16 protein-coding genes and 1 pseudogene are annotated in these 22,647 nt (G+C 34.7%); 15 read left to right on the top strand and 2 right to left on the bottom strand.

Features of this window, described 5'->3' with window-relative positions:
* Nucleotides 1-7 precede the first annotated feature (7 nt).
* From hypB to hypE, 5 genes are read left to right on the top strand one after another with little or no spacing between them, the layout of a single operon-like run.
* Nucleotides 8-661 (top strand): hydrogenase nickel incorporation protein HypB, encoded by a 654-nt coding sequence (gene hypB, locus Q2T46_RS07945; protein ID WP_303263458.1) that lies wholly within the window; start codon nt 8-10, stop codon nt 659-661.
* Nucleotides 619-2,865, top strand: coding sequence for a carbamoyltransferase HypF (gene hypF, locus Q2T46_RS07940; RefSeq protein ID WP_303263459.1), 2,247 nt, complete (start codon nt 619-621; stop codon nt 2,863-2,865). Before hypB ends, hypF begins: the two co-directional genes overlap by 43 nt.
* Nucleotides 2,866-2,867: 2 nt before the next feature.
* Complete coding sequence (locus Q2T46_RS07935) at nt 2,868-3,101, top strand: HypC/HybG/HupF family hydrogenase formation chaperone (protein WP_303263460.1); 234 nt, start codon at nt 2,868-2,870, stop codon at nt 3,099-3,101.
* A 31-nt stretch (nt 3,102-3,132) separates the two neighbouring features.
* Nucleotides 3,133-4,185 carry a hydrogenase formation protein HypD gene (gene hypD, locus Q2T46_RS07930; RefSeq protein WP_303263461.1) on the top strand — a complete coding sequence of 351 codons (1,053 nt, stop codon included), beginning with the start codon at nt 3,133-3,135 and terminating at the stop codon, nt 4,183-4,185.
* Nucleotides 4,186-4,204: 19 nt separating this feature from the next.
* Nucleotides 4,205-5,194 (top strand): hydrogenase expression/formation protein HypE, encoded by a 990-nt coding sequence (hypE, locus tag Q2T46_RS07925; RefSeq protein ID WP_303263462.1) that lies wholly within the window; start codon nt 4,205-4,207, stop codon nt 5,192-5,194.
* A gap of 32 nt (nt 5,195-5,226) precedes the next feature.
* Here the strand turns inward: hypE and Q2T46_RS15570 are convergent.
* Nucleotides 5,227-5,526, bottom strand: a pseudogene (locus Q2T46_RS15570) (cell wall hydrolase).
* A gap of 235 nt (nt 5,527-5,761) precedes the next feature.
* Between Q2T46_RS15570 and Q2T46_RS07915 the strand changes: the two are divergent.
* Nucleotides 5,762-6,247, top strand: coding sequence for a GNAT family N-acetyltransferase (locus Q2T46_RS07915; RefSeq protein WP_303263463.1), 486 nt, complete (start codon nt 5,762-5,764; stop codon nt 6,245-6,247).
* 45 nt (nt 6,248-6,292) lie between these two features.
* The gene (locus Q2T46_RS07910; protein WP_303263464.1) at nt 6,293-7,837 is read left to right on the top strand and encodes a DEAD/DEAH box helicase; all 1,545 of its coding nucleotides are present in this window, start codon (nt 6,293-6,295) and stop codon (nt 7,835-7,837) included.
* A gap of 65 nt (nt 7,838-7,902) precedes the next feature.
* Here the strand turns inward: Q2T46_RS07910 and Q2T46_RS07905 are convergent, their stop codons facing one another.
* Nucleotides 7,903-8,988 carry an NAD(P)H-dependent flavin oxidoreductase gene (locus Q2T46_RS07905; protein ID WP_399388573.1) on the bottom strand — a complete coding sequence of 362 codons (1,086 nt, stop codon included), beginning with the start codon at nt 8,986-8,988 and terminating at the stop codon, nt 7,903-7,905.
* 597 nt (nt 8,989-9,585) lie between these two features.
* On the opposite strand from Q2T46_RS07905, the gene Q2T46_RS07900 reads away from it, so the two are divergent.
* The 8 genes from Q2T46_RS07900 (at nt 9,586) to Q2T46_RS07865 (ending at nt 22,646) form a co-directional block, all read left to right on the top strand.
* Complete coding sequence (locus tag Q2T46_RS07900) at nt 9,586-13,815, top strand: glycosyl hydrolase (RefSeq protein ID WP_303263466.1); 4,230 nt, start codon at nt 9,586-9,588, stop codon at nt 13,813-13,815.
* Between the two features lie 651 nt (nt 13,816-14,466).
* Nucleotides 14,467-15,774 carry an ABC transporter substrate-binding protein gene (locus Q2T46_RS07895; RefSeq protein WP_013296702.1) on the top strand — a complete coding sequence of 436 codons (1,308 nt, stop codon included), beginning with the start codon at nt 14,467-14,469 and terminating at the stop codon, nt 15,772-15,774.
* 160 nt (nt 15,775-15,934) lie between these two features.
* Nucleotides 15,935-16,843, top strand: a complete 909-nt coding sequence (locus tag Q2T46_RS07890) for a carbohydrate ABC transporter permease (RefSeq protein WP_013296703.1) — start codon at nt 15,935-15,937, stop codon at nt 16,841-16,843.
* Nucleotides 16,844-16,846: 3 nt separating this feature from the next.
* A complete protein-coding gene (locus tag Q2T46_RS07885) occupies nt 16,847-17,695 on the top strand; it encodes a carbohydrate ABC transporter permease (protein WP_013296704.1) in 849 nt (282 codons plus the stop codon).
* A 20-nt stretch (nt 17,696-17,715) separates the two neighbouring features.
* Nucleotides 17,716-18,732 carry a glycoside hydrolase family 130 protein gene (locus Q2T46_RS07880; RefSeq protein WP_303263467.1) on the top strand — a complete coding sequence of 339 codons (1,017 nt, stop codon included), beginning with the start codon at nt 17,716-17,718 and terminating at the stop codon, nt 18,730-18,732.
* Between the two features lie 11 nt (nt 18,733-18,743).
* Entirely contained in the window at nt 18,744-19,718 is a 975-nt protein-coding gene (locus Q2T46_RS07875) for an alpha/beta fold hydrolase (RefSeq protein ID WP_303263469.1), read from the top strand.
* Nucleotides 19,719-19,897: 179 nt separating this feature from the next.
* Nucleotides 19,898-22,087, top strand: a complete 2,190-nt coding sequence (locus Q2T46_RS07870) for an alpha-galactosidase (protein WP_303263470.1) — start codon at nt 19,898-19,900, stop codon at nt 22,085-22,087.
* Nucleotides 22,088-22,277: 190 nt separating this feature from the next.
* Nucleotides 22,278-22,646: a GntR family transcriptional regulator gene (locus tag Q2T46_RS07865; RefSeq protein WP_303263472.1), complete on the top strand. Its 369-nt coding sequence runs from the start codon at nt 22,278-22,280 to the stop codon at nt 22,644-22,646.
* Nucleotide 22,647: the final 1 nt, after the last annotated feature.

The following is a 22,647-nucleotide window of genomic DNA, read 5'->3' as shown; positions in this document are numbered from 1 at the left end:
AATTTCAATGGAAATCAAGATTATTAAAGATGTACTTGAGGCAAACAACAATATCGCTGAAGAAAACAAAAGAATAAAAGACGAAAGAAAAATTATGATGGTAAATATAATTGGTTCACCAGGGACAGGGAAAACCAGTTTCATACTGAAGCTTATAGAAAACATGGATATACCGTGTGGTGTCATAGAAGGTGATGTGGCATCAGATATAGATGCCCGTAAAATGGTTGAAAGAAATATACCAGTCGTACAGATAAATACAGGAGGGGCATGCCATTTAAACGCTAATTCCATAAACAAAGCCTTGTCAAGCATTGATTTTAAAGGCGGAATATTATTCATAGAGAATATAGGAAATCTAATATGCCCTTCAGATTTTGAACTTGGTGAAGATTTTAAACTGGCTATGGCAAATGTTGCAGAAGGCGATGATAAACCTTACAAATATCCTCTCCTATTCTCAAAGGCGAAAGCTGTCGTTATAAACAAGATAGATTTGCTGCCGTATTTTGACTTCAATAAGCAGTATTTTTACGATGGCGTAAAGACGCTGAATGATACAGCGGAGATTTTTGAAGTATCAGCAAGGACTGGAGAAGGCTTTGAGGTGCTAGCAAAATGGCTGAAAGAGAAATACAGCGAATACGTGCAAAGCAAATAAACATTAAAGGGATCGTTCAAGGTGTAGGATTTCGACCGTTTGTGTACAATTTGGCATTAAAACACAATCTGTCCGGCATCGTTTTTAACACATCGTCTGGCCTTTACATTAACGTAGAGGGATATGAGGATGACATAGATGCGTTTGTACTGGAATTAAAAGAAAATCCTCCGAAGCTTTCAAAAATAGACGAGATAGCCATAGAAGATTGTGATGTCATGGGATATAAAGGTTTTAGCATAAAGTCAAGCAAGGCGGATGAGGGATTTGTGCCGATTTCTCCTGACATGGGTGTGTGCGACGAATGCGTAAGTGAGATGATGGACGAAAAAAACAGGAGATATAATTATCCATTCATAAATTGTACAAATTGCGGCCCAAGATTTTCTATTATAGAGGATATACCTTACGACAGGCCAAAGACGTCCATGAAGAAATTCCCCATGTGCAAATTGTGTAGAGACGAGTATGAAAATCCGTTAGATAGGAGGTTTCATGCACAGCCTGTAGCATGTTACGATTGTGGACCGTCCCTTAAATATGTTGGCGAAAGCATGAATATTGATCCCATTATGGCGGTTGCTGAAGATTTAAGGAATGGAAAAATCGTGGCTATAAAGGGGATAGGCGGCTTTCATCTGGCTGTAAATGCATTATCACGTGAGGCTGTATTAAGGCTTAGAGATAGGAAAAACAGATATGGAAAGCCACTGGCACTTATGATGAAAGATGTAGAAGCTGTAAAAAGGTATTGTCATCTAAGCCATGATGAAATAGAGATATTGAAAAATCAAAGAAGACCTATCGTACTTTTAAAAAAGAAATACAAGTTTGAAGGTGTTAGTGACGGTCTTGACAGTGTAGGTGTGATGCTTCCTTATGCACCGATACATTATCTTTTGTTTAAATATATAGATTTCCCAATTGTAATGACAAGCGGAAATATCAGCGAAGAACCATTATGCAAAGATAATGATGAGGCTTTAGAGAGGCTTAAAAATATTGCTGATAGTTTCCTTTTAAATGACAGAGACATTGTAAACAGAATAGATGATACGGTTACATCATACAAGGCTAAAAGTGAAAGAGTTATAAGGCGTTCCAGAGGGTATGCTCCGCAGCCTATATTATTTAAGGACAATCTTAAGTCGATACTTGCTGTTGGTGGTTATTATAAAAATACGTTTTGCCTAACTAAAGGCAACTATGCATTTTTAAGCCACCACATAGGTGATCTGGACAACAGTAAAACATATATGTATTATACGAATGAAATTAAAAAGTATATCAAGCTCTTTAAGGCAGAACCAAAATATGTAGCATGTGATATGCATCCAGGGTATTTGTCAACACAGTTTGCAAAATCTCTAGATTTACCAGTAATATATACACAACATCACCATGCACACATAGTCAGCTGCATGGCGGAACATGGAATTTCTGATAAGGTTATTGGTTTTGCATATGATGGCACTGGGTATGGACCAGATGGCAATGTATGGGGAGCTGAATTTTTGATTGCTGATTTAAAAGATTTTGTGAGAGCTGGACATTTAAAATACAACTTTTTACCAGGTGGAGAACTTGCAATAAAAAAAATTTACAGGACTTCTATAGGATTTATAAAGGATGACATGTCCTTCTATGGTGACTATTTAAAAAGGTTCGATCCTAAAGAAATTGAAATTATAAATATGCAGATGGATAGAAAAATGAATGCACCATTGGTTTCCAGCATTGGAAGGTTATTTGATGCCGTTGCTTCATTTATTGGACTTGAAGATGTTGTAAAATATGAAGGGCAGGCAGCTATGGAGCTTGAAAGCATCATAGAAAGTGATTTATCACATTATGATTATTCAATATCAAATGTAGATGGCTACATTGTTGACACATCAAGTATTTTAAGACAAGTTTACTCTGATTATTTAAAAGGCATAAGCAAAGGAATAATATCGGCAAGATTTCATAATACAATAGTAGAGTTTACTGTAGATATAGCATTGAGGCTGAGAGAAAATTACAAAATAGACAAAGTAGTATTAAGCGGCGGTAGCTTTCAGAATAAATATCTACTGGAGAATATTACAGATAAATTATCGAAAGAAGGATTTTCCGTATATTCAAATAGTATGGTACCTTGCAACGATGGAGGTATAGCCCTAGGACAAGCAGTTATAGCAAATTATAAATTGGAGGTGTGATTATGTGTATTGCTGTAGCTCAAAAGGTTGTAAAAATTGATGGTGATGTGGCTGAAACGGAGTTAAATGGATTAAAGAGGAGAGTTTCCATATCTATGGTTCCAGGTGTGAAAATTGGAGATTATGTAATGGTTCATGCCGGTGTCGCTATAAGTATAGTCGATAAGGAAACGGCTGAGGAAGACTTAAAGCTTTGGGAAGAAATGGAGGAGGCTTTAAGAGAGAGCTTTAAATAAAAATACAAATCACGAAAAGGAAGGTATTTATATGCAGGACATCATAAATACAGCCAAAAAACTCATAGATAAATATAACATTGGTGAATCAATAAAGATAATGGAAGTTTGTGGTTCTCACACAATGGCTATATCAAAATATGGCTTGCGGCAGATATTACCGCCGAATATCAAACTTATATCAGGACCAGGATGTCCTGTCTGTGTGACAGCACAAAATGAGATTGATGCGGTTATATCATTAGCAGGTAAAGGTATGACTATAGCTACATTTGGAGATCTCATAAGAGTACCAGGTAACAATTCTTCACTTCAGGAAGAAAGGGCAAAAGGTAAAGATGTGAAAGTTTTCTATTCACCCATAGATGCATTGGAGTATGCTAAGGCAAATCCCAGTAAAGAGGTAGTTTTTATTGGGATAGGTTTTGAGACTACCATACCGTCTGTTGCACTTACTATAAAGGAAGCACATGCTAAAAAAATCAAGAATTACGGTGTGTATTGCCTCCATAAGACAATGCCAAAGGCATTAGAGGCGCTTGTTGTGAATGGGTCAGACATTCAGGGATTTCTACTTCCAGGTCATGTTAGTGCAATAACAGGAAGTAATATATATAATTTTTTAGTTGATAAATATAAGATTGGCGGAGTTGTATCAGGGTTTGAAGCACAGGATATTTTAATGAGTGTAGTAATGATACTAAAGAATATGAAAAATCCCAAAATAGAAATTCAATACAAAAGAGTTGTACGAGAAGAAGGAAATACAGATGCGCAGAAATTAATTGAAGAAGTTTTTGAGGTCAGCGATGCTACATGGAGAGGTTTGGGTGTGATAGAAGGTTCAGGACTAAAAATACGTGATTTGTACAGCGAATATGATGCAGAAAAGAAATTTCATATTCAGAAGTCCAGTGAGCAAATAGAGATAAAGGGTTGTAGATGCGGTGATGTACTAAAAGGAGTTATATCACCTAATCAATGTCCACTGTTTGGCAAAGCTTGTACGCCTGTAAATCCAATAGGGCCGTGTATGGTTTCGTCAGAAGGCTCTTGTGCAGCATATTATAAATACGGCGCTTAAAATCAAGGAGGAGCGATATATGGATAAGGTATTGATGTCCCACGGTGGCGGCGGCTCGATGATGCAAAGCTTCATAAGCGAAATATTCATAGAAAAATTTAATAACGAATATATAAAGCAAATGGAAGATGCAGCATTGCTTCCTGGCAAGATAGTATTTACGACAGACAGTTTTGTAGTAAAGCCTGTCTTTTTTCCGGGTGGTGATATAGGAAAGCTGGCAATATGTGGTACTGTAAATGACATTTCCATGCGCGGTGCAAAACCGCTTTTCTTAAGCGAATCATTTATAATTGAAGAAGGATTTCCTGTTGATGATATTAAGAAGATAGTTGACTCCATGGTAGATGCTGCTAACGAAGCTGGTGTACAAATTGTGACAGGTGATACAAAAGTTGTCGAGAAAAACAGTGCAGATGGCATTTTTATAAATACTGCAGGAATCGGCATTTTGCCTGATGGAGTTGATGTATCGATTAAGAACGGAAAACCTGGAGATGTGGTGATAGTTTCAGGCACTATAGGAGATCATGGCATGGCGGTAATGGGAGCGAGGGAAGGGATTAATTTTGATCCTCCTCTTCTTTCAGATGTATCGCCTTTAAATAAAATGGTGGAGAAGCTTATGACCCTTAAAGATGCTGTAAAAATCTTAAGAGATCCTACAAGAGGCGGTGTTGCAGAAGTGCTGTACGAGATTGCCAGCATGAGCAATGTGGGAATTAAAATATATGAAGATAAACTGCCTGTAAAGATGAATGTAAAATCAGCTTGCAGCATGTTAGGAATTGACTTTTTACATCTTGCAAATGAAGGAAAGCTTGTGTGTGTAGTTGATAAAGATTTTGCTTACAAGGCATTGGAAATAATGAAAGGTGATAAGTACGGTAAAGATGCGGCTATTATCGGTGAAATTGATAGTTCCGGTCTTGTGACGATAGAGACAATCTACGGCACAACTAGAATTGTGGATAGACCAATAGGCGAACTTCTTCCGAGGATATGCTGATATAATAAATGCAGGGCAATACCCTGCTTTCTTTACGCTATAAAATTATGTTTTCCTATAGCAATACTTACTTTTTTTGATTTAATCCAACTGCTTGTTGCCGTATACCTGTTGTAAAAGTACAGTGAGCCATCTGTTGGATCTTCTCATTCCAATGCTTTAAGAGCTGAAATTATACATTCATTGTCTATAGTATCTATATTGAATATGCGGTTATTTGTTACACTTTCAAATTGCCCAGGTTCAAAAATGACTTCAGATATTGTATTAGGAAAATTTGGATCCTGCACTCGATTGACTACGACGGCGCCTATTGCGACTTTGCCAATCATAGGTTCGCTTTCGCCTTCTGCTTGGATTAATTTTGACAAAAGCAAAACATCATCGTAATTCGCTTTTATTATAAATGAATGATTTTCAATATCAATCAATTTTTCCTTCATCAAAATCATCTCCAAGATATTTTTAAAAATTATTTTGATTATATATATGCAATTTCAATATTATATGTTAAAGTATTTATATCGAATTCTTTTAAAGCCAATTTGATTGAAAGGAACGGTCTTTATGATCATTCGAAAAGCTAATATAAATGATATTGAAAGAATAAATGAAATATACAATCAAGCTGTGTTAAATACAACTGCAACAATTGATACTGAGCCAAGGCCATTAGAGTATCATAAAAAATGGTTTGAAATGCACAATGACAGATATGCTGTTTTTGTGGCACTAGAAGATGACATTGTTGTCGGATGGGCATCTTTATCCCTTTGGTCTGACAAATACGGCTATAGGGCTGTGGCGGAAGACTCGATTTACGTTGATGAAGCATACAAGGGGCGTGGCATTGGGGATAGATTAATCAAAAAAATTATAGAGCATGCAAAGGAGAATGAATTTCACACTATAATAGCCAGAATATCGGAAGGCAATGATGTAAGCATTCATTTACACGAAAAGTACGGCTTCAAAATTGTTGGCACATTAAAGGAATTGGGTTACAAGTTTAATAGATACCTGGATATTCACATATTACAGTTGATTTTGTAAAAAATAAATACTAGGCAAATAAAAAATATAAGGAGACAAATATTAATGGGATTTAAGGAACTACGTTTAAATGAAAAGATTTTAAATGCCATCGACGATATGGGATTTGAGGAGCCGTCTAAAATACAGTCTGAAGTAATTCCTGTGTTGTTGCAGGGTTCAGATGTAATTGGACAGGCAGAGACAGGTACTGGCAAGACACTTGCATATGGTGCGCCTGTTATAAACAATTTTGATGGTGGCAATGGAAATGTATTTTGTATTATTTTGACGCCAACAAGGGAGCTTGCGATACAAGTTAATGATGAATTGGCCCGCATTGGGAAGTACTCTAAAGTGAGATTATTTCCAGTATATGGTGGTGTGCCAATAGATAGGCAGATTAAGGCATTAAAAAGAGGTGTAGACATAGTGATTGGTACACCAGGCAGAGTCCTCGACCTTATTAAGAGAGACATATTGAGATTGAATGATGTGAAGTATCTTGTTTTAGATGAAGCGGATGAAATGCTTGATATGGGGTTTATAGATGATATTGAAGAAATTATAAGGCATACTAATAGCAATAGGCAGACGATGATGTTTTCTGCTACGATGCCTGATGAGATAAAGAGGCTTGCAAAGAAATACATGAAAAGCGATGCGAAATTCATTTCTATTGTAAAAAAGACTATGACTGTTTCGACAGTCGAACATTTTTACTACGAGATAAAAAATCAAGATAGGTTTGAATCCCTTTGCAGGATATTAGACGTTGAAGAACCATCAAGTTCTATTATATTTTGCAAAACAAAAAAAGAAGTAGATGAGCTTACACAGAGCATGCAATCAAGAGGATACAACGTAGAAGGAATGCATGGAGATATGAGCCAAAATCAAAGAATTAATACTTTGAGGAAGTTTAAAGAAGGCAACCTTGATTTCTTGGTTGCTACAGATGTAGCAGCGAGAGGTATAGATGTTGAAAATGTGTCGCACGTCATAAATTATGATTTGCCACAGGATGTGGAATCATATGTCCATAGGATTGGAAGGACAGGTAGGGCAAATAGAAGTGGTGTAGCATATACACTTGTTACATCAAGGGAGTATCCTGCATTAAAGCGAATAGAAAGAGAGACGAAATGCAAAATAAGAAGAAAAGAATTGCCTACAGTTGATGACATTTTTCAAGTTAAATACAATAAAATGATTAAAGATATAAAAAAGGCTTTAGAAAATGACGGTTACAAGAGATTTGTGCCGCTTGCAATGGAACTTGACGAAGAGTACAACCTTGTAGATGTTGCAGCAGCTTTAATGGATATGTACTATGGGAAAGAATTATATTATAATGACGACGAACCTAAATATGTAAGGCTGTTTATTAATTTAGGGCGGAAAGATAAACTAAATCGGAGAACACTTCTGAAATTATTAATGGACATAGGTGATATTTCTAAAGAAGACATTGGCACTATAGATATATTTGATAAATTTACTTTTATAGATGCCCGTAGAAATGCTGCAAAAAATATAATAAATAATTCTTTTGATAAAATTATCGATGGGAAAAGAATAAAAATCGAACTTTCAAAGCCTAAAAATTAATCCTAAAAATTAATCCTAAAAATTAATTTAAAAAGACTGCCAATACGGCAGTCCTTTTTAAATAGTTACATGCTTAAATAAAGTGCTTTATTATACTCATCCATGAGAGTACTAATTAAATCTTTAACGGATATTATCTTATCCGCTTTATAAGCATTGGCTCCAGCAAATGCAAATCCATTTACCATGAGTCCCCTTTGAGCATTTATAAGTGCTTGCGATATACAGTAAGAGCTTTTTTTATAGTCACACGTTTTAATGCAATGATACAAACACTTATATGGTTTTCTTTCACCCGATTTTACATCATTAAGAAACTTATTAATGATTGCCCTACCTGGCATACCGACAGGACTCTCTATTATAGTTATATCTTCTTTTTTGCAGTTGAGATATGATTTTTTAAACTCATCTGATGCATCACATTCATCAGTTGTAACAAAACGTGTGGCCATTTGTACACCAGCGGCACCTATTTTTAGATATTTTAATATATCATCGCCTGTATATATTCCACCAGCAGCAATAACGGGTATTTGCTTCCCTGAAATCTCTTCATATTGTCTTGTTTCTTCCAACACGTCTTTAACTATTTTATCTAGAGAATAATCAGGATTTGATATCTGCTCACTTGAATATCCTAAGTGACCACCAGCCATTGGACCTTCAACAACAACAGCATCTGGCAAATATTCGTATTTTTGTATCCATCTTTTTGCTATAAGATTAAATGCCCTTCCAGATGAGACAATAGGTACTAACTTAGTCTTAGATGAGTTATTTAAAAACTTAGGAAGATTTAGCGGAAGTCCTGCGCCGGAAAAGATTATATCAATGCCCTCATCTATTGATGTTTTAACCATGTCAGCAAAATTTGACAGTGCCACCATTATATTAACGCCGATTATACCTTTAGTTTTCTCTCTTGCTTTTTTAATTTCCTTTCTAAGTGCCCTTATATTTGCTTCAACGTAATTTGTAGCAAAATCTTTTTCTAGCATGCCAATACCTGCTGCAGATATTACACCAATGCCACCTTCATTTGCGACGGCAGAAGCAAGATTGCTTAATGATACTCCTACACCCATGCCACCTTGGATTATTGGCAATTTTGCTACTAAATCGCCGATTTTTAAACTTTTAATATTGATATCTATCGTAAATTCCTCCTTAAATAGTTCTATAAAGCTACTCTAACATTATTTTGATTGGGAGTCAAGGAGAAAAATTTCCTTATAAAGCCTGCTAATATTTTGTTAACAGGAACTACACAAAATATGTGCAAATTATCATCATAGTCATTTTAATAATATTTTACAACAAAAATAACCTTATATAATCCGTAAATAACGGGAATTAAAACAATATATACATGCAATATACGTAAATTGATGTAAATAAATGAAAATCAGATAATATTATTGACAATTATACATAAATATCCTATACTAAAATGTAAGTTAATAAATAGATTTAATATAATTTATTGAGTTAAAAATAATCATAAATAACTTTTTGTAGCGTTATAAGTGTAAATTTACTAAAAATATTGATATATCAATTTCAAATTAAAAACTTCAAAACTCTGTTTAAATTATCTACTTGTTAATATATATAAATATAGAATAGGAAGGAGTGATAAATGAGGGTTATTTTAAGTTTAAAACATAGAAAGGAGGAAAGAAAAGCTTTTATTATTTATTTCTGTAAAAACTATAAAAAACATTTGTTGTTTGGAGGGATTTGTAATGAGTATTATTCGCAAGTTTATAGCTACAATTTTATCTGTTTTGTTAATAGTTTCTGCTATTCCCTATAATTTCTTCTCAACTACATATGCTGCTACTTCGGAGGCTGTTGCATCAAATTCAAAAAGTTTTGCATTCAGTGACATAAGAGATAATTGGGCAAAGAATAGTATAGAAAATTTAAAGAACTATGGAATAATAAATGGATATTCCGATGGGACATTTAAACCTCAAAAAGAAATTACTCGTGCAGAAGCTGTATCAATTTTAAATCGTATTTTTGGTTTTTCAGCTAAGTCACAGCAGCAATTTTCTGATGTTAAACCAGGTGCATGGTATTCAGACCAATTGCTTATAGCAAGATATGCTGGATACTACTCTGGATTTCCTAATAACATGTCAAAAGCTGACACAAATATAACACGTGAAGATGCAATTACGCTATTGGTAAATGTTTTTAATATCAATGACCAAGGAGATTCTTCGATTATTAATAAATTTAAAGATGCTTCGCAAATTAGCGACTATGCAAAAGGTGCTGTAAATGCTCTTAGTGGAATAATATCAGGATATGAGGATGGTACCTTTAAACCCAAGAAGACTATTACGCGTGCAGAGTTTTGTGCGCTACTTGACAGTTTAATATCTGGCTATTACAATACAACTGGCAATTATGAAGGTAAAACTTTTAATGGGAATGTTATAATCAACCATGATGGTGTAACACTGAAAAATACTGTAATAGAAGGGAATTTATATCTTGCATCAGGTATAGGAAATGGAGAAGCAACTATTGATAATGTAACTGTTGATGGAACAGTTTATATATCTGGCGGTGGAGAGAATTCAATCTATATTAATAATTGCAATATTAGTGATATTGTTGTTAATCGTTTAGATGGAAAAGTGCATGTGGTTTTGAATGGAGATAACAAGGTTGGAAATATTGCAGTTAATAGTGAATCATTAATTGATTTAAATGACAAATCTGATATTGGTACTATTGAAATAAACGCCTATATTGCACTTAACATTGGTAGAGAAGCAAGTGTTTCTGAAATAAATGTTAATAGTGGAGCAAATGGAACTATTATAAATGGCTATGGCACAATAAAAAAAGCAAATATTAAAGCAGAAAATGTCTCTTTGAATGGGAAAATTCTAGAGAAGGGATTGTTGAATCTCGGTTCTGAAAATAATAATAGCCAAAATAATAGTAATAATGGTTCTACAATAAAAGAGATTAATTTAGTAGATCCCAATGCAACTACAAAGACAAAGGAACTTTTTGTTTATTTAAATGATATGCGTGGCAAAGAAGTGTTATTTGGACATCAACATGATACTGATGAAGGCATTACAATAACTTCTGGTTCAAATGAATTGCAGTCTGATGTAAAGAATGATGTTGGCGATTTTCCAGCTGTTTTTGGATGGGATACTTTGAGCTTAGAGGGAAAAGAAAAGCCAGGTGTTCCAAATGATCCGATAAAAAGTCGTGAAAATTTAATAGCGGCTGTTAAAAAAATTCATGAGATGGGTGGAATTTTCACTCTAAGTGCTCATATGCCTAATTTTGTTACAGGTGGCAGTTTTAATGATGTTTCTGGCGATGTTGTAAATAAAATACTACCTGGTGGCGAATACAACAGCAAATTTAATGAATTTTTAGATAACATAGCTCTTTTTGCAAACAATCTAAAAGATGATAATGGAAATTTGATACCGATTTTGTTTAGGCCATTCCATGAGCAAAATGGTGGTTGGTTTTGGTGGGGTGCAAAGACGACGACGCCAAGCCAATATATTGAACTATATAGGTATACAGTTGAATATTTGAGAGATAAAAAAGGAGTTCATAACATATTGTATGTTTATTCTCCTAATGGTCCTTTTAACGGCAATGAAGAGAATTATTTAGCGACTTACCCTGGTGATAATTATGTAGATGTTCTTGGAATGGATCAGTACGATAACATAGATAATCCAGGAACGAAACAATTTTTAAGTAGTTTAGTCAATGACTTATCTATGATTTCAAAGTTGGCTGATAACAAAGGAAAGATTGCGACTTTGTCGGAATTTGGTTATAGCCCGCAAGGGATGAAAGTGGCAGGAAATGGTGATCTTAGCTGGTTTACTGACGTTTTAAATGCCATTAAATCTAACAGCAATGCAAGGCGTATTGCATATATGTTGACGTGGGCTAATTTTGGATTGAATGGTAATTTATTTGTTCCATATAAAAACGCACCAAATTTGGGAGATCATGAATTGTTGCCCGATTTTATAAAATTTTATCAAGATCCTTATACGGCATTTCTTAATGATATAAAAGGGACAAATTTAACTACAGATGTCGTTGTTAATTCGGGTAAGCCATTTATGCATATTGTTACGCCAACTGACAATTCAGAAATAACGACTAATACAACAAAGATTAGAGTGCGAATATTGAATGACACACCAACAAAAGTTGTATATAAAGTTAATGACTCAAATGAAGAAATACCAATGACATTAGATCAAGATGGATATTATTCTCAAGATTGGTCTCCTTCTTATCAAGACAATAATAAAACAGCAAAGATTACAGTTATCGCATATAATGGTGGTAGTATCGAATTTGAACAGTCTGTCAATGTTTTTGTAAAAGTTCCTGAGATATTGGTTAAAGATTATACTTTTGATACAAATATAGAAGGCATTCAAAATAATGGTACTTATCCTGTATCTATGAGTTTGAATATAGGACATGCAGCATTAGCTGGTGATGGAAAACTCGAAATGACTGTTACTGGGATGACTTATGCAGATTCATGGCAAGAATTGAAATTGCAATTGACTAATATAGATGATGTATTGCCATATGTGAATCGTGTTAAATTTGATGTCTTGATTCCAGTAGCAGCAGCAAGTGCTAATCCTGATGCAACTGTGCGTGGGATTGCAATGTTGCCAGACGATTGGGATACGAAATATGGAATGACTACTACGGAGAAGAAAATTACAGATTTGAGGACAGAAAGTATTGATGGCATACAATATGCTTATTTCCCGGTTACAATTGATTTAGACAGTTCAAAGGTATCATCGGCTAAAGGGCTTGCTATATCAGTAGTAGGAAATGGATTAAACTTTGATGGTGCAGGAGAAATATATGTTGACAATATTCAATTGATAAATGCATTTGTAGAAATGCCTATTGATCCATCTTTGGTCGATGATTTTGAATCATATCAGGGAAATGATGCTGCATTGCAGTCGAAATGGATTAAGGCATCGGGAGATGATATTTCAGTTTCGCTTACTACCGATAATGCAGCAGATGGTATGTATGCTATGAAAGTCGATTATAAGTTGGGTAGCTCTGGATATGCAGGAGTTACAAAGACTTTAGGTGGTGTTGATTGGTCGGGATATAATAAATTGAAGTTTTATCTAGTGCCAGATGGAAGCAATCAGAAATTAGTAATTCAAATAAAAGTAAATGGAATTTATTACGAGGCATATCCGTCTCTTTCAGATAGTACACCGCGTTGGGAAGAAATTGGATTTAACAGTTTTACGGTTGCACCATGGGACATACAGGATCAAGGTAAAGTCATAACAAAAGAAGATCTTAAAAATGTTCAAGAGTTTTCTATATACATTAATGATGCTGGAGGTCTCAAAAGTGGAACGCTTTACTTTGATGGCATACGAGCTATAAATGATGGTACCGGCGGAGTACCTAATGGTGGTTCTGGAACTAACAGTACTCCTGCTCAGCCTGGTGTGTTGTATGATTTTGAGGATGGAACAGATGGCTGGACTGTTGATCAAAATAATGCAAATGCGACAGCAACAGGTATTACAACTGATTTTGCAAGTAGTGGCACACATTCACTTACATCTAATTTTGATTTAAGCAAGACAGATGGTTTTGAAATTGATAAGGTTCAGGCAATTGATTTATCTGCAGTTAAAAAGATAAGTATTGATGTTAAATTATCAAATGGTACTGCGACTGCAGCACTTTATATAAAAACAGGATCTAACTGGACATGGTATGATAGTGGTTGGCAGCCAATTAACAGTGGTGGATTTACAACTCTATCAATTGATCTAGATCCATCAAAGATAAATAACCTTGAAAATGTGCAGTCAATAGGCGTGAAGATTGTACCTGATAGTGGACAAACTGGAAACAGCAATGTTTATTTGGATAATGTTGTAATATCAAATTAAAAGCTTATGAATTAAAAGGAGGGTTACGCAACTAATCCTCCTTTATTTACAATTATTCAAACATTACTTCTATAAAAATCACAACACAAGACATATAAAATTAGATTATAAAATAAAATTTATAACTATAAATAAAACTAAAGTAACGGTTAAATAATTTTAGCAGCTAATTGTATACGTTAAGAATTAAGAATACATGTAAATAAATGAAAATAATGATTTCGTATTGACATTTTGCTATAGTTATTTTATACTTTAATTAAGGTTAAAAATTAAGTCCAAATTGCATCGATATAGTGATAATTAAATATGAAGTAACTTTACAATATTAAAGAAAAGAGACAATTATGTGAAGCAATAAAGTGAATAATATGTGATTTTTAAGCTTATAATAGTTGATTGGGTATAATGTTGTAAATTGTAAGAGCGATTGGTTTGAATAATATTACAATTTTTGTGTTACTTTTAAAAAGACATTAAAAAAATATATTTAATATTTTTGTTTTATGTATTTAAAAATTTGTATAAAAGGTGATATAAACCTTTTTATAAAATTTTATTAAGCAAAGGAGGATTGAGAAAATATTTTATGTAAACATTTGATTATGTTCAAATCCAATCTAAAAATAAAATTTGGTGGGAGGAACGGCTATGAAAGCAAAAAAAGTGTTGTCACTGCTACTGGCTACCGCTGTAATATCTACTTCACTAGCAGGATGTGGCAATTCAAGCAATAACAGCAATAGCAATAGCAATAAGACAAGCAGTTCAAGTAATGAGCTAAAAGGGACTATTACTGTATTGACACACAGGACTGATATGACAGATACATTTAACAAATATGCTGATGAGTTCGAAAAATTGCATCCTGGGACTACAATAAAGTTTGAGAATCTAAATGATTATCAAAATGCAATTTCTACAAGAATGTCTACAGGTAATTATGGCGATGTTTTGATGATACCTGCTAATATAACTAAGGATAAATATAAAGACTTTTTTGCGCCTCTTGGGACAAGAGATGAGCTGTCAAAAACTTATAATTATCTTGACAATTTTGATGTAGATGGTACAATTTATGGCATTCCTACAGGTGCGAATGCGACAGGTTTTGTATACAATGCAAAGGTTTTAAAAGATGCCGGTGTAACAAGCCTTCCAACAACACCTGATGAATACATCAACATGCTAAAGGCAATAAAGGAAAAGACAGATGCTATCCCATATTATACAAATTATACATCTGAATGGGCTTTGACAAACTTCTCAAATGCGTTGCAGATCGGTATATCTGGTGATCCGGATTATATGAATAAAATGATTTATAATCCAAATGAATTTACAAAAGGTACTGCAACGTATACTTCATTAGATCTTCTCTATGAAGCAGTAAAGAATAAATTAGTAGAACAAGATCCTATGACATCTGATTGGGAATGGTCTAAGCAAGCTATGGCTGATGGTAAGATTGCTGTTATGTGCTTAGGCAGTTGGGCAATTGGACAGATTCAAGCAAAATCAAAGACACCTGATGATATAAAGTTTATGCCTGTTCCAGTTCGCCATGATGGTAAAGCAATAGTTCAAGTAGGACCTGATTATGGTATGGGCGTAAATGTTCACAGCAAAAATATAGCATTGGCGAAAGAATTTTTGAAATTTTTCATAACAAAATATCCACAAGATTCTAACATGTTTTCACCTATTGTAGGTGCAAAACTGCCTGACTATTTAAATGGTGCGACAGATATTGAATTAGTCGAAGCAAAACCTGGTACAACAAAACAAGCACAAGATTTAGATACAGTTCAGAAAACTTCTTTGATTAATTTAAATGATGGCAAGTGGATAAAGAAAATCATAGAGATTGGATTAGGTGTAAGTAATGAGACATTTGATCAATATATGTCAGAACTAAATTCAAAATGGGCACAAGGTGTTAATGCTGTTAAAAAGTAATTAAAATTAAAGCAATTTAAAAGTTGGTTTAGATATTATGTTTCATGTATATTTAAAGGTACATGAAGCATAATCTAAACCAAATTATTATAATAAAATATAAATTAATTATGTAATATCGCAATATTTATATAATCTTAAAGATTGAGAGGATGATTATATGGAAGCCAGCGTAAAAAGGAAGAAGTTTAGCATATCTTCTCTAACGTATAAACAACAGAAAATCCTTATTTCTATTACATTTTTATTTGTACCTGTATTGTTGCTTATATTATTTACTTATGTTCCATCAATATTTATGTTTGGTTACAGCTTTACCGATTGGGATGGTATTAGCCCTACGAAAAATTTTATTGGTTTAAGTAATTATAAATTAATATTTAGCAGTCCAGATTATTTTAGACCTTTTATTGTCAGCTTGTATTATATTATAGCTGCTTTTATACAGATTGCTTTAGCAGTATGTATTTCATACTTAATTAGCTTTAGATGCAGATTTGCAAATTTATTTAAAGGAGTTTATTTTTTCCCTTCTTTAATCAATAGTGTCGCAATAAGTTTTATATTTATATTTTTCTTTCAGCCAGGTTCTACACTTGATACGATTTTAAAATTGCTAGGATTAGGGCGATATATACACTTTTGGCTTCAGGATCCACATCTTATAAATGTATCACTGGCATTTGTTTCAGTGTGGCGATATATAGGATATGATATTGTAATGTTTTCGGCAGCTATGCAGTCGATTCCTACAGACATAATTGAAGCTGCAGAGGTTGACGGTGCGAATAGATTTCAACAATTTATTCATATTATAATACCTGGAATATCAACGATATTAAAATTGCTAGTGTTTCTTTCGATAACCGGTTCATTGGCTGCATTTGAAATTCCTTATATAATGACAGGTGGAGGAAATGGCAGTATGACATTTGTAATTCAAACAGTCAATTTTGCATTCCAAAACTACAGAGTTGGATTAGCATCTGCCTTAGCTGTTATCCTGCTTATAATAAGCATTTTGGTATTTGCCATTCAAAGAGTTGCTTTACAATCGAGGGGTGCGTAAAACATGATTATGAGAAAAATGAACATTAAAGATATTATTTTAATTACATTGAAATATGCTATACTAATATTGTTACTTTTTGTATTTATAGTGCCTGTATTAGTAGTTTTCTTTGCGGCATTTAAAACTAATGCTGAATATGCTTCTACAGGTGTATTGACATTACCTTCAAATTTTTTGAACTTCAAAAATTTTGTGGCGGCGTTTACTGAAGGACACATGCTGACAGGGTTTAAAAATACTATAATAATATTAATTTTTTCATTGGCTGGTTCTGTCCTTACAGGTTCAATGTCTGCTTTTGTGTTTAGCCGTTTTAAGTCTAAAATCAGCAAAGTTGCAAATGCTCTATTTTTGGTTGCAACAATGATTCCTATGATTTCTACCCAGGTTGCAACATTTCAGATTATAAATGCTTTAGGATTATTTAATACAAGACTTGCTCCAATAATTCTATATTGCGGTACAGATATTGTATCCATATACATTTTCCTTCAATTCATGGAGAATATTTCCGTATCATTGGATGAGTCTGCAATAATAGATGGTGCAAACTATTTTCAAGTATTTTTTAAAATTATTTTTCCATTAATAAGACCTGCAGTGGCAACCGTATTAATCACAAAGGGTGTGGCTATATACAACGACTTCTACATTCCATTTCTCTACACACCGGACCAAAGCCTACTTACAGTATCAACGGCACTATTTGCTTTTAAAGGTCCGTATGGTGCCCATTGGGAAATAATATCTGCAGGTGTAATTCTCATAATGATACCTACACTTATTATTTTTCTGGCGTTGCAAAAGCAGATCTACAATGGATTGGTTGTTGGATCTGTAAAAGAATAATTTAAAAGGAGAGATAGTTTATGAGTAAGATAATAGGAAGCAGTTTGAAGAACATTCCATGGCAGGATAAACCGAAGGGATTTAACGGCCCAATATGGCGCCACAGTGAAAATCCAATAATAAACCGCAATCCAGTGAATGGAGTAGCGAGGATTTTTAACAGTGCAGTTGTTCCTTATGAAGGTGCTTTTATCGGGGTATTTCGCGGTGAAACTATAAATGGAAGGCCCCACATATATTTGGGAAGAAGCCAGGATGGACTTCACTGGGAGTTTGATGAAGAAAAAATTAAATTCTTTGATGAAGACGGAAAACCGTATCAACCGCTATATGCATACGATCCAAGGCTTGTAAAAGTAGAGGATGCTTATTACATCATATGGTGCGGTGACTTCGATGGCGCATCAATTGGGCTTGCTAGGACAACTGATTTTAAGACATTTACGAGACTTGAGAATCCATTTTTGCCATTTAATAGGAATGCGGTTTTATTTCCACGGAGAATAAATGGCAAATACGTAATGCTGTCACGTCCCAGTGACAATGGACATACTCAATTTGGAGATATTATGCTAAGCCAAAGCCCTGATCTAAAATACTGGGGTGAACACAGGCTTGTCATGCAGAAAGGCGGCAATGGATGGTGGCAATCTGTTAAAATTGGATGCGGCCCTGCACCTATTGAGCTAGACGATGGATGGCTTATTTTCTACCACGGTGTTACAGGTACATGCAATGGCTTGGTTTATTCTATGAGTGCGGCGATATTGGATAAAGATAATCCTGCAAAAGTGTTGTACAGGGCAGGAAGTTTCATGCTGACACCTGAAGAATGGTATGAGGAAAGAGGATTTGTGCCAAATGTAGTATTTCCATGCGCTGCTTTATGTGATGCTGATACAGGTAGAATAGCCATATACTACGGTGCTGCTGATTCTTATGTAGCGGTTGCTTATACGACATTAGATGAGACTTTAAACTTTATAAAAGAGTACAATGAAATTTTGCCACTTGATGCAACAGATGGGAAAATATAGAGGTGTAGCCGATGAATAAGCTTTACGAGTGTCAAATAGAGCATTTAAAAGACTACAAAGGAATAGGAGATCCGCCTAAAGATTATGATGAATACTGGGCAAGAGCAAGAAAAGACCTCGAGAATGTGTCTTTAGAATATGAGCTTAAAAAAAGTGACTTTGTTTCAAGAAGTTGCGATGCATACGATTTATACTTTACCGGTGTTAGTGGAGCGAAAATACACTGCCAGTTTTTAAAGCCCAAGAGGATAGAGGGTAAGATACCTGCTGTTGTTATGTTTCATGGATATTGGAGTAACAGCGGCGAATGGAGTGGAAAACTTCCATATATCGCAGAAGGTTTTTGCGTGCTGGCGATGGATGTCAGGGGTCAAGGAGGCTTAAGTGTTGACAATGGCGTATACAAGGGAAATACGCAGAGTGGCCATATTATAAGGGGTTTAGAGAGCGACAATCCTGATGACCTTTTTTATAGAAATGTCTACTTAGATACGGCACAGTGTGTGAAAATCTTAAAGACAATGGATTTTGTGGATGAGAAAAATATTTTTGCTACAGGAGCATCCCAGGGTGGTGCACTTACTATCGCATGTGCCTCTTTAGTAGATGATTTGAAGGGGGCTGCTGCTATTTATCCATTTTTGTGTGATTTTCAAGGAATATATCAGAACAATTTTAAAAATCCCACTTATGAAGAGATTACGTGGTATTTTAGGCAGAGGGATCCAAATCATCTAAGAGAGGATTTCTTTTTTGAGCGGCTTGCATACATCGATATAAAGAATCGAGCAAAAAATGTTAAGTGTGATGTCCTCTGGATGACAGCTTTAATGGACAACGTGTGTCCGCCATTTTCACAGATGGCAGCATACAACAATATTACATCAAATAAAAGAATTGTGTTTTTTCCGGAGTACCAGCATGAATACCTTCTGTATTCAGGCGACATAATTCTTAAGTTCTTCTTAGAATTATTAGAATCATAGTGAAAGTATACATTTAAAGCAAAAGTTATGAAAAGATGCTCATATGCCTCACCGCACTGCGTTCGCCTAGTATATAACGAAAACGCAATTAATAGTTCACTTATGATAATATTTTTCAGGAATAATATTCAAGTAAATAAGCGTTGACAAATTTTTCAAATAAGTGGAGGATTTTTATTATGCCGATACATTATTATGAGAAGTCGAAGTCATTTAAGCTTGATGCTAAAGATACAAGTTATATAATGGCTGTCGTTGATGAAGAAAAGTTTTTAGGCCATGTCTATTTCGGAGAGAGGATTCCTGATGAAGATGTGAATTACCTTTTAAGATTGGATGAACCTCCTTATGTTCCTTCAAAGAATGGAAGAGACAGGATGTCGTTTTTAGATAGCTTTCCTACAGAATACCCTACAAGTGGCTTAGGGGATTTTAGAGAGCCATGTTTAAAGGTTCTGACAAAGTCAGGAGCTACTGCGTGTGGGATTTTTTACAAGTCTCATAAAATATATAAAGGCAAGCCAAAATTAAATGGCTTGCCATCAACGTTTGGCAATGAAGACGACTGTACTACGCTTGAAATAACGTGTATTGATAATCATTTAAATATGGAAGTTGTTTTGATTTATACTGTTTTTGAAGATTTAGATGTAATAACGAGAAGTGTAAAAGTGAAAAACTGCTCTGATGAAGATATCATATTGACAAGAGTGTTGTCTGCATGTGTTGATTTTGACCGAATTGACATGGATATGGTAACTTTGCATGGCTCGTGGGCCAGAGAATTTCATGTAAAGAGAAGGAAAGTTGAGCTTGGGAAACAAGCTGTTTCATCATATAGAGGTGAGACAAGTCATCAGGCAAATCCGTTTTTAGCTTTAATGGATAGAAATGCCACTGAAGATTTTGGTGAAGTTTATGGGTTTAACCTTGTCTATTCTGGCAATTTTTTAGCACAGGTAGAAGGATGTCAGTTTGATACAACTCGCGTTGTTATGGGTATAAATCCGTTTGATTTTGGATGGAAACTTGAACCTCAGGAGGAATTTGTGGCACCAGAAGTAGTGATGGTCTATTCAAACGAAGGCATTGGAAAAATGTCACGAACTTTTCACGATCTATACCGCAATCATCTTATACGAGGTGAATATAAAAATAAAAGAAGACCTGTCCTTATAAATAGCTGGGAAGCTGCATATTTTGACTTTGATACAGATAAGCTTTTAAGATTGGCAAGAGAAGCATCGAAGCTGGGGATTGAGATGCTTGTAATGGACGATGGCTGGTTTGGGAAGCGAAACAGTGATAATTGTTCTTTGGGTGATTGGGTCGTAAATGAAGAAAAGTTAAAAGGAGGGCTTAAATATTTAGTAGATGAAGTAAATAAACTTGGCATGAAGTTTGGGATATGGTTTGAGCCTGAGATGGTTTCGCCGGATTCTGACCTTTATAGGGCACATCCGGATTGGTGCATACACATAGATGGAAGAGAAGGTACACTGTGCCGCAATCAGTATGTACTGGATTTGTCCAGAAAGGAAGTCAGAGATTACGTATATGAAAGCGTAAGCAATATTTTACGCAGTGCAAACATAGAATATGTAAAGTGGGATATGAATAGGCAGCTTAGCGATGTCGGAAATTGTGTATTGCCACCCGATCGTCAGAGAGAAATATGGCACAGATATGTTTTAGGTGTATATGAGCTTATGGACAGGCTTACGACAGAATTTCCGCATATCCTTTTGGAAAATTGCTCTGGAGGAGGAGGGCGCTTTGACCCCGGAATGCTGTATTTCAGCCCTCAGATATGGCTTTCAGATGATACAGATGCGATTGAGAGGCTTAAAATCCAGCATGGTGCCTCATATGTATATCCTGTATCAACAATGGGTGCTCACATAAGCGACTGTCCAAACCACATTGTTGGAAGAATCACTCCTTTTGAGACGAGAGGACTTGTGGCATTGTCCGGGACTTTCGGATATGAATTGGATGTTACAAAGATATCTCAGGAAGACAAAGATATGATACCGAAGCAAATAGAGATGTACAAAAAGTACAATAATTTGATATTAAGCGGAGATTTATACCGGATAGGAAATCCATTTGAAAATATAGAGTTTGTATGCGTAGAGTATGTTTCGAAAGACAAGAATGAGGTACTTGTTATATACGTTCAAATCTTGAATAGGCCCAATTACCATAGCAGAAGAATCCGATTGAAGGGTCTTGAGAAAGATGCTTTTTATCGCAATGAAGAGACAGATGAAGTTTTTTCAGGAAGCGCTCTTATGAACGGTGGAATCCTCATAAAAGGATTGGAAGGAGACTTTAGAGGGAAATTGTTTCACTTTGTACGCGTATAAAAAATGTGATTTTGTAATATTAAATAAAATTTTACCGCTGTAATGGAATGTATTTTATATGCATTCCTTTTTTTATGATGTTTAAGTTTATAAATACATTAGATGTGATTGACATTGATGTTAATACTGTATATAATATGTATATACAGTATTAACTATATATAGTTAAAAGAAGGAGATTTGCATGTAAATGAATATTGTAATTTCAAATTCATCTGATGAACCAATATATGAGCAAATAAAAAGGCAGATTAAAAATTCAATCTTAAGTGGCGAACTTAAAGAAGGAGAATTGATGCCATCTATTAGAAATCTTGCAAAAGAACTTATGATAAGTGTTATAACGACAAAGAGAGCTTATGAAGATCTAGAAAAAGAAGGCTACATTGTTACAAAGCCTGGCAAGGGGTCGTATGTAGCTGCTCAAAATAAAGAATTTATGAGGGAGATGAGGTTAAAAATTGTAGAGGAGAAACTTTCTGAAGCTGTTGAAGCGGGTAAAGCTATTGATTTAAAGCTAGAAGAAATGGAAGAGATGCTAAGACTTTTATATGAGTAAA

The sequence above is a fragment of the Thermoanaerobacterium sp. CMT5567-10 genome, assembly GCF_030534315.2.
Lineage (GTDB): Bacteria > Bacillota > Thermoanaerobacteria > Thermoanaerobacterales > Thermoanaerobacteraceae > Thermoanaerobacterium.
Note: the sequence above shows the minus strand (reverse complement) of the source record. Positions and strands in the feature narration are given on the sequence as shown.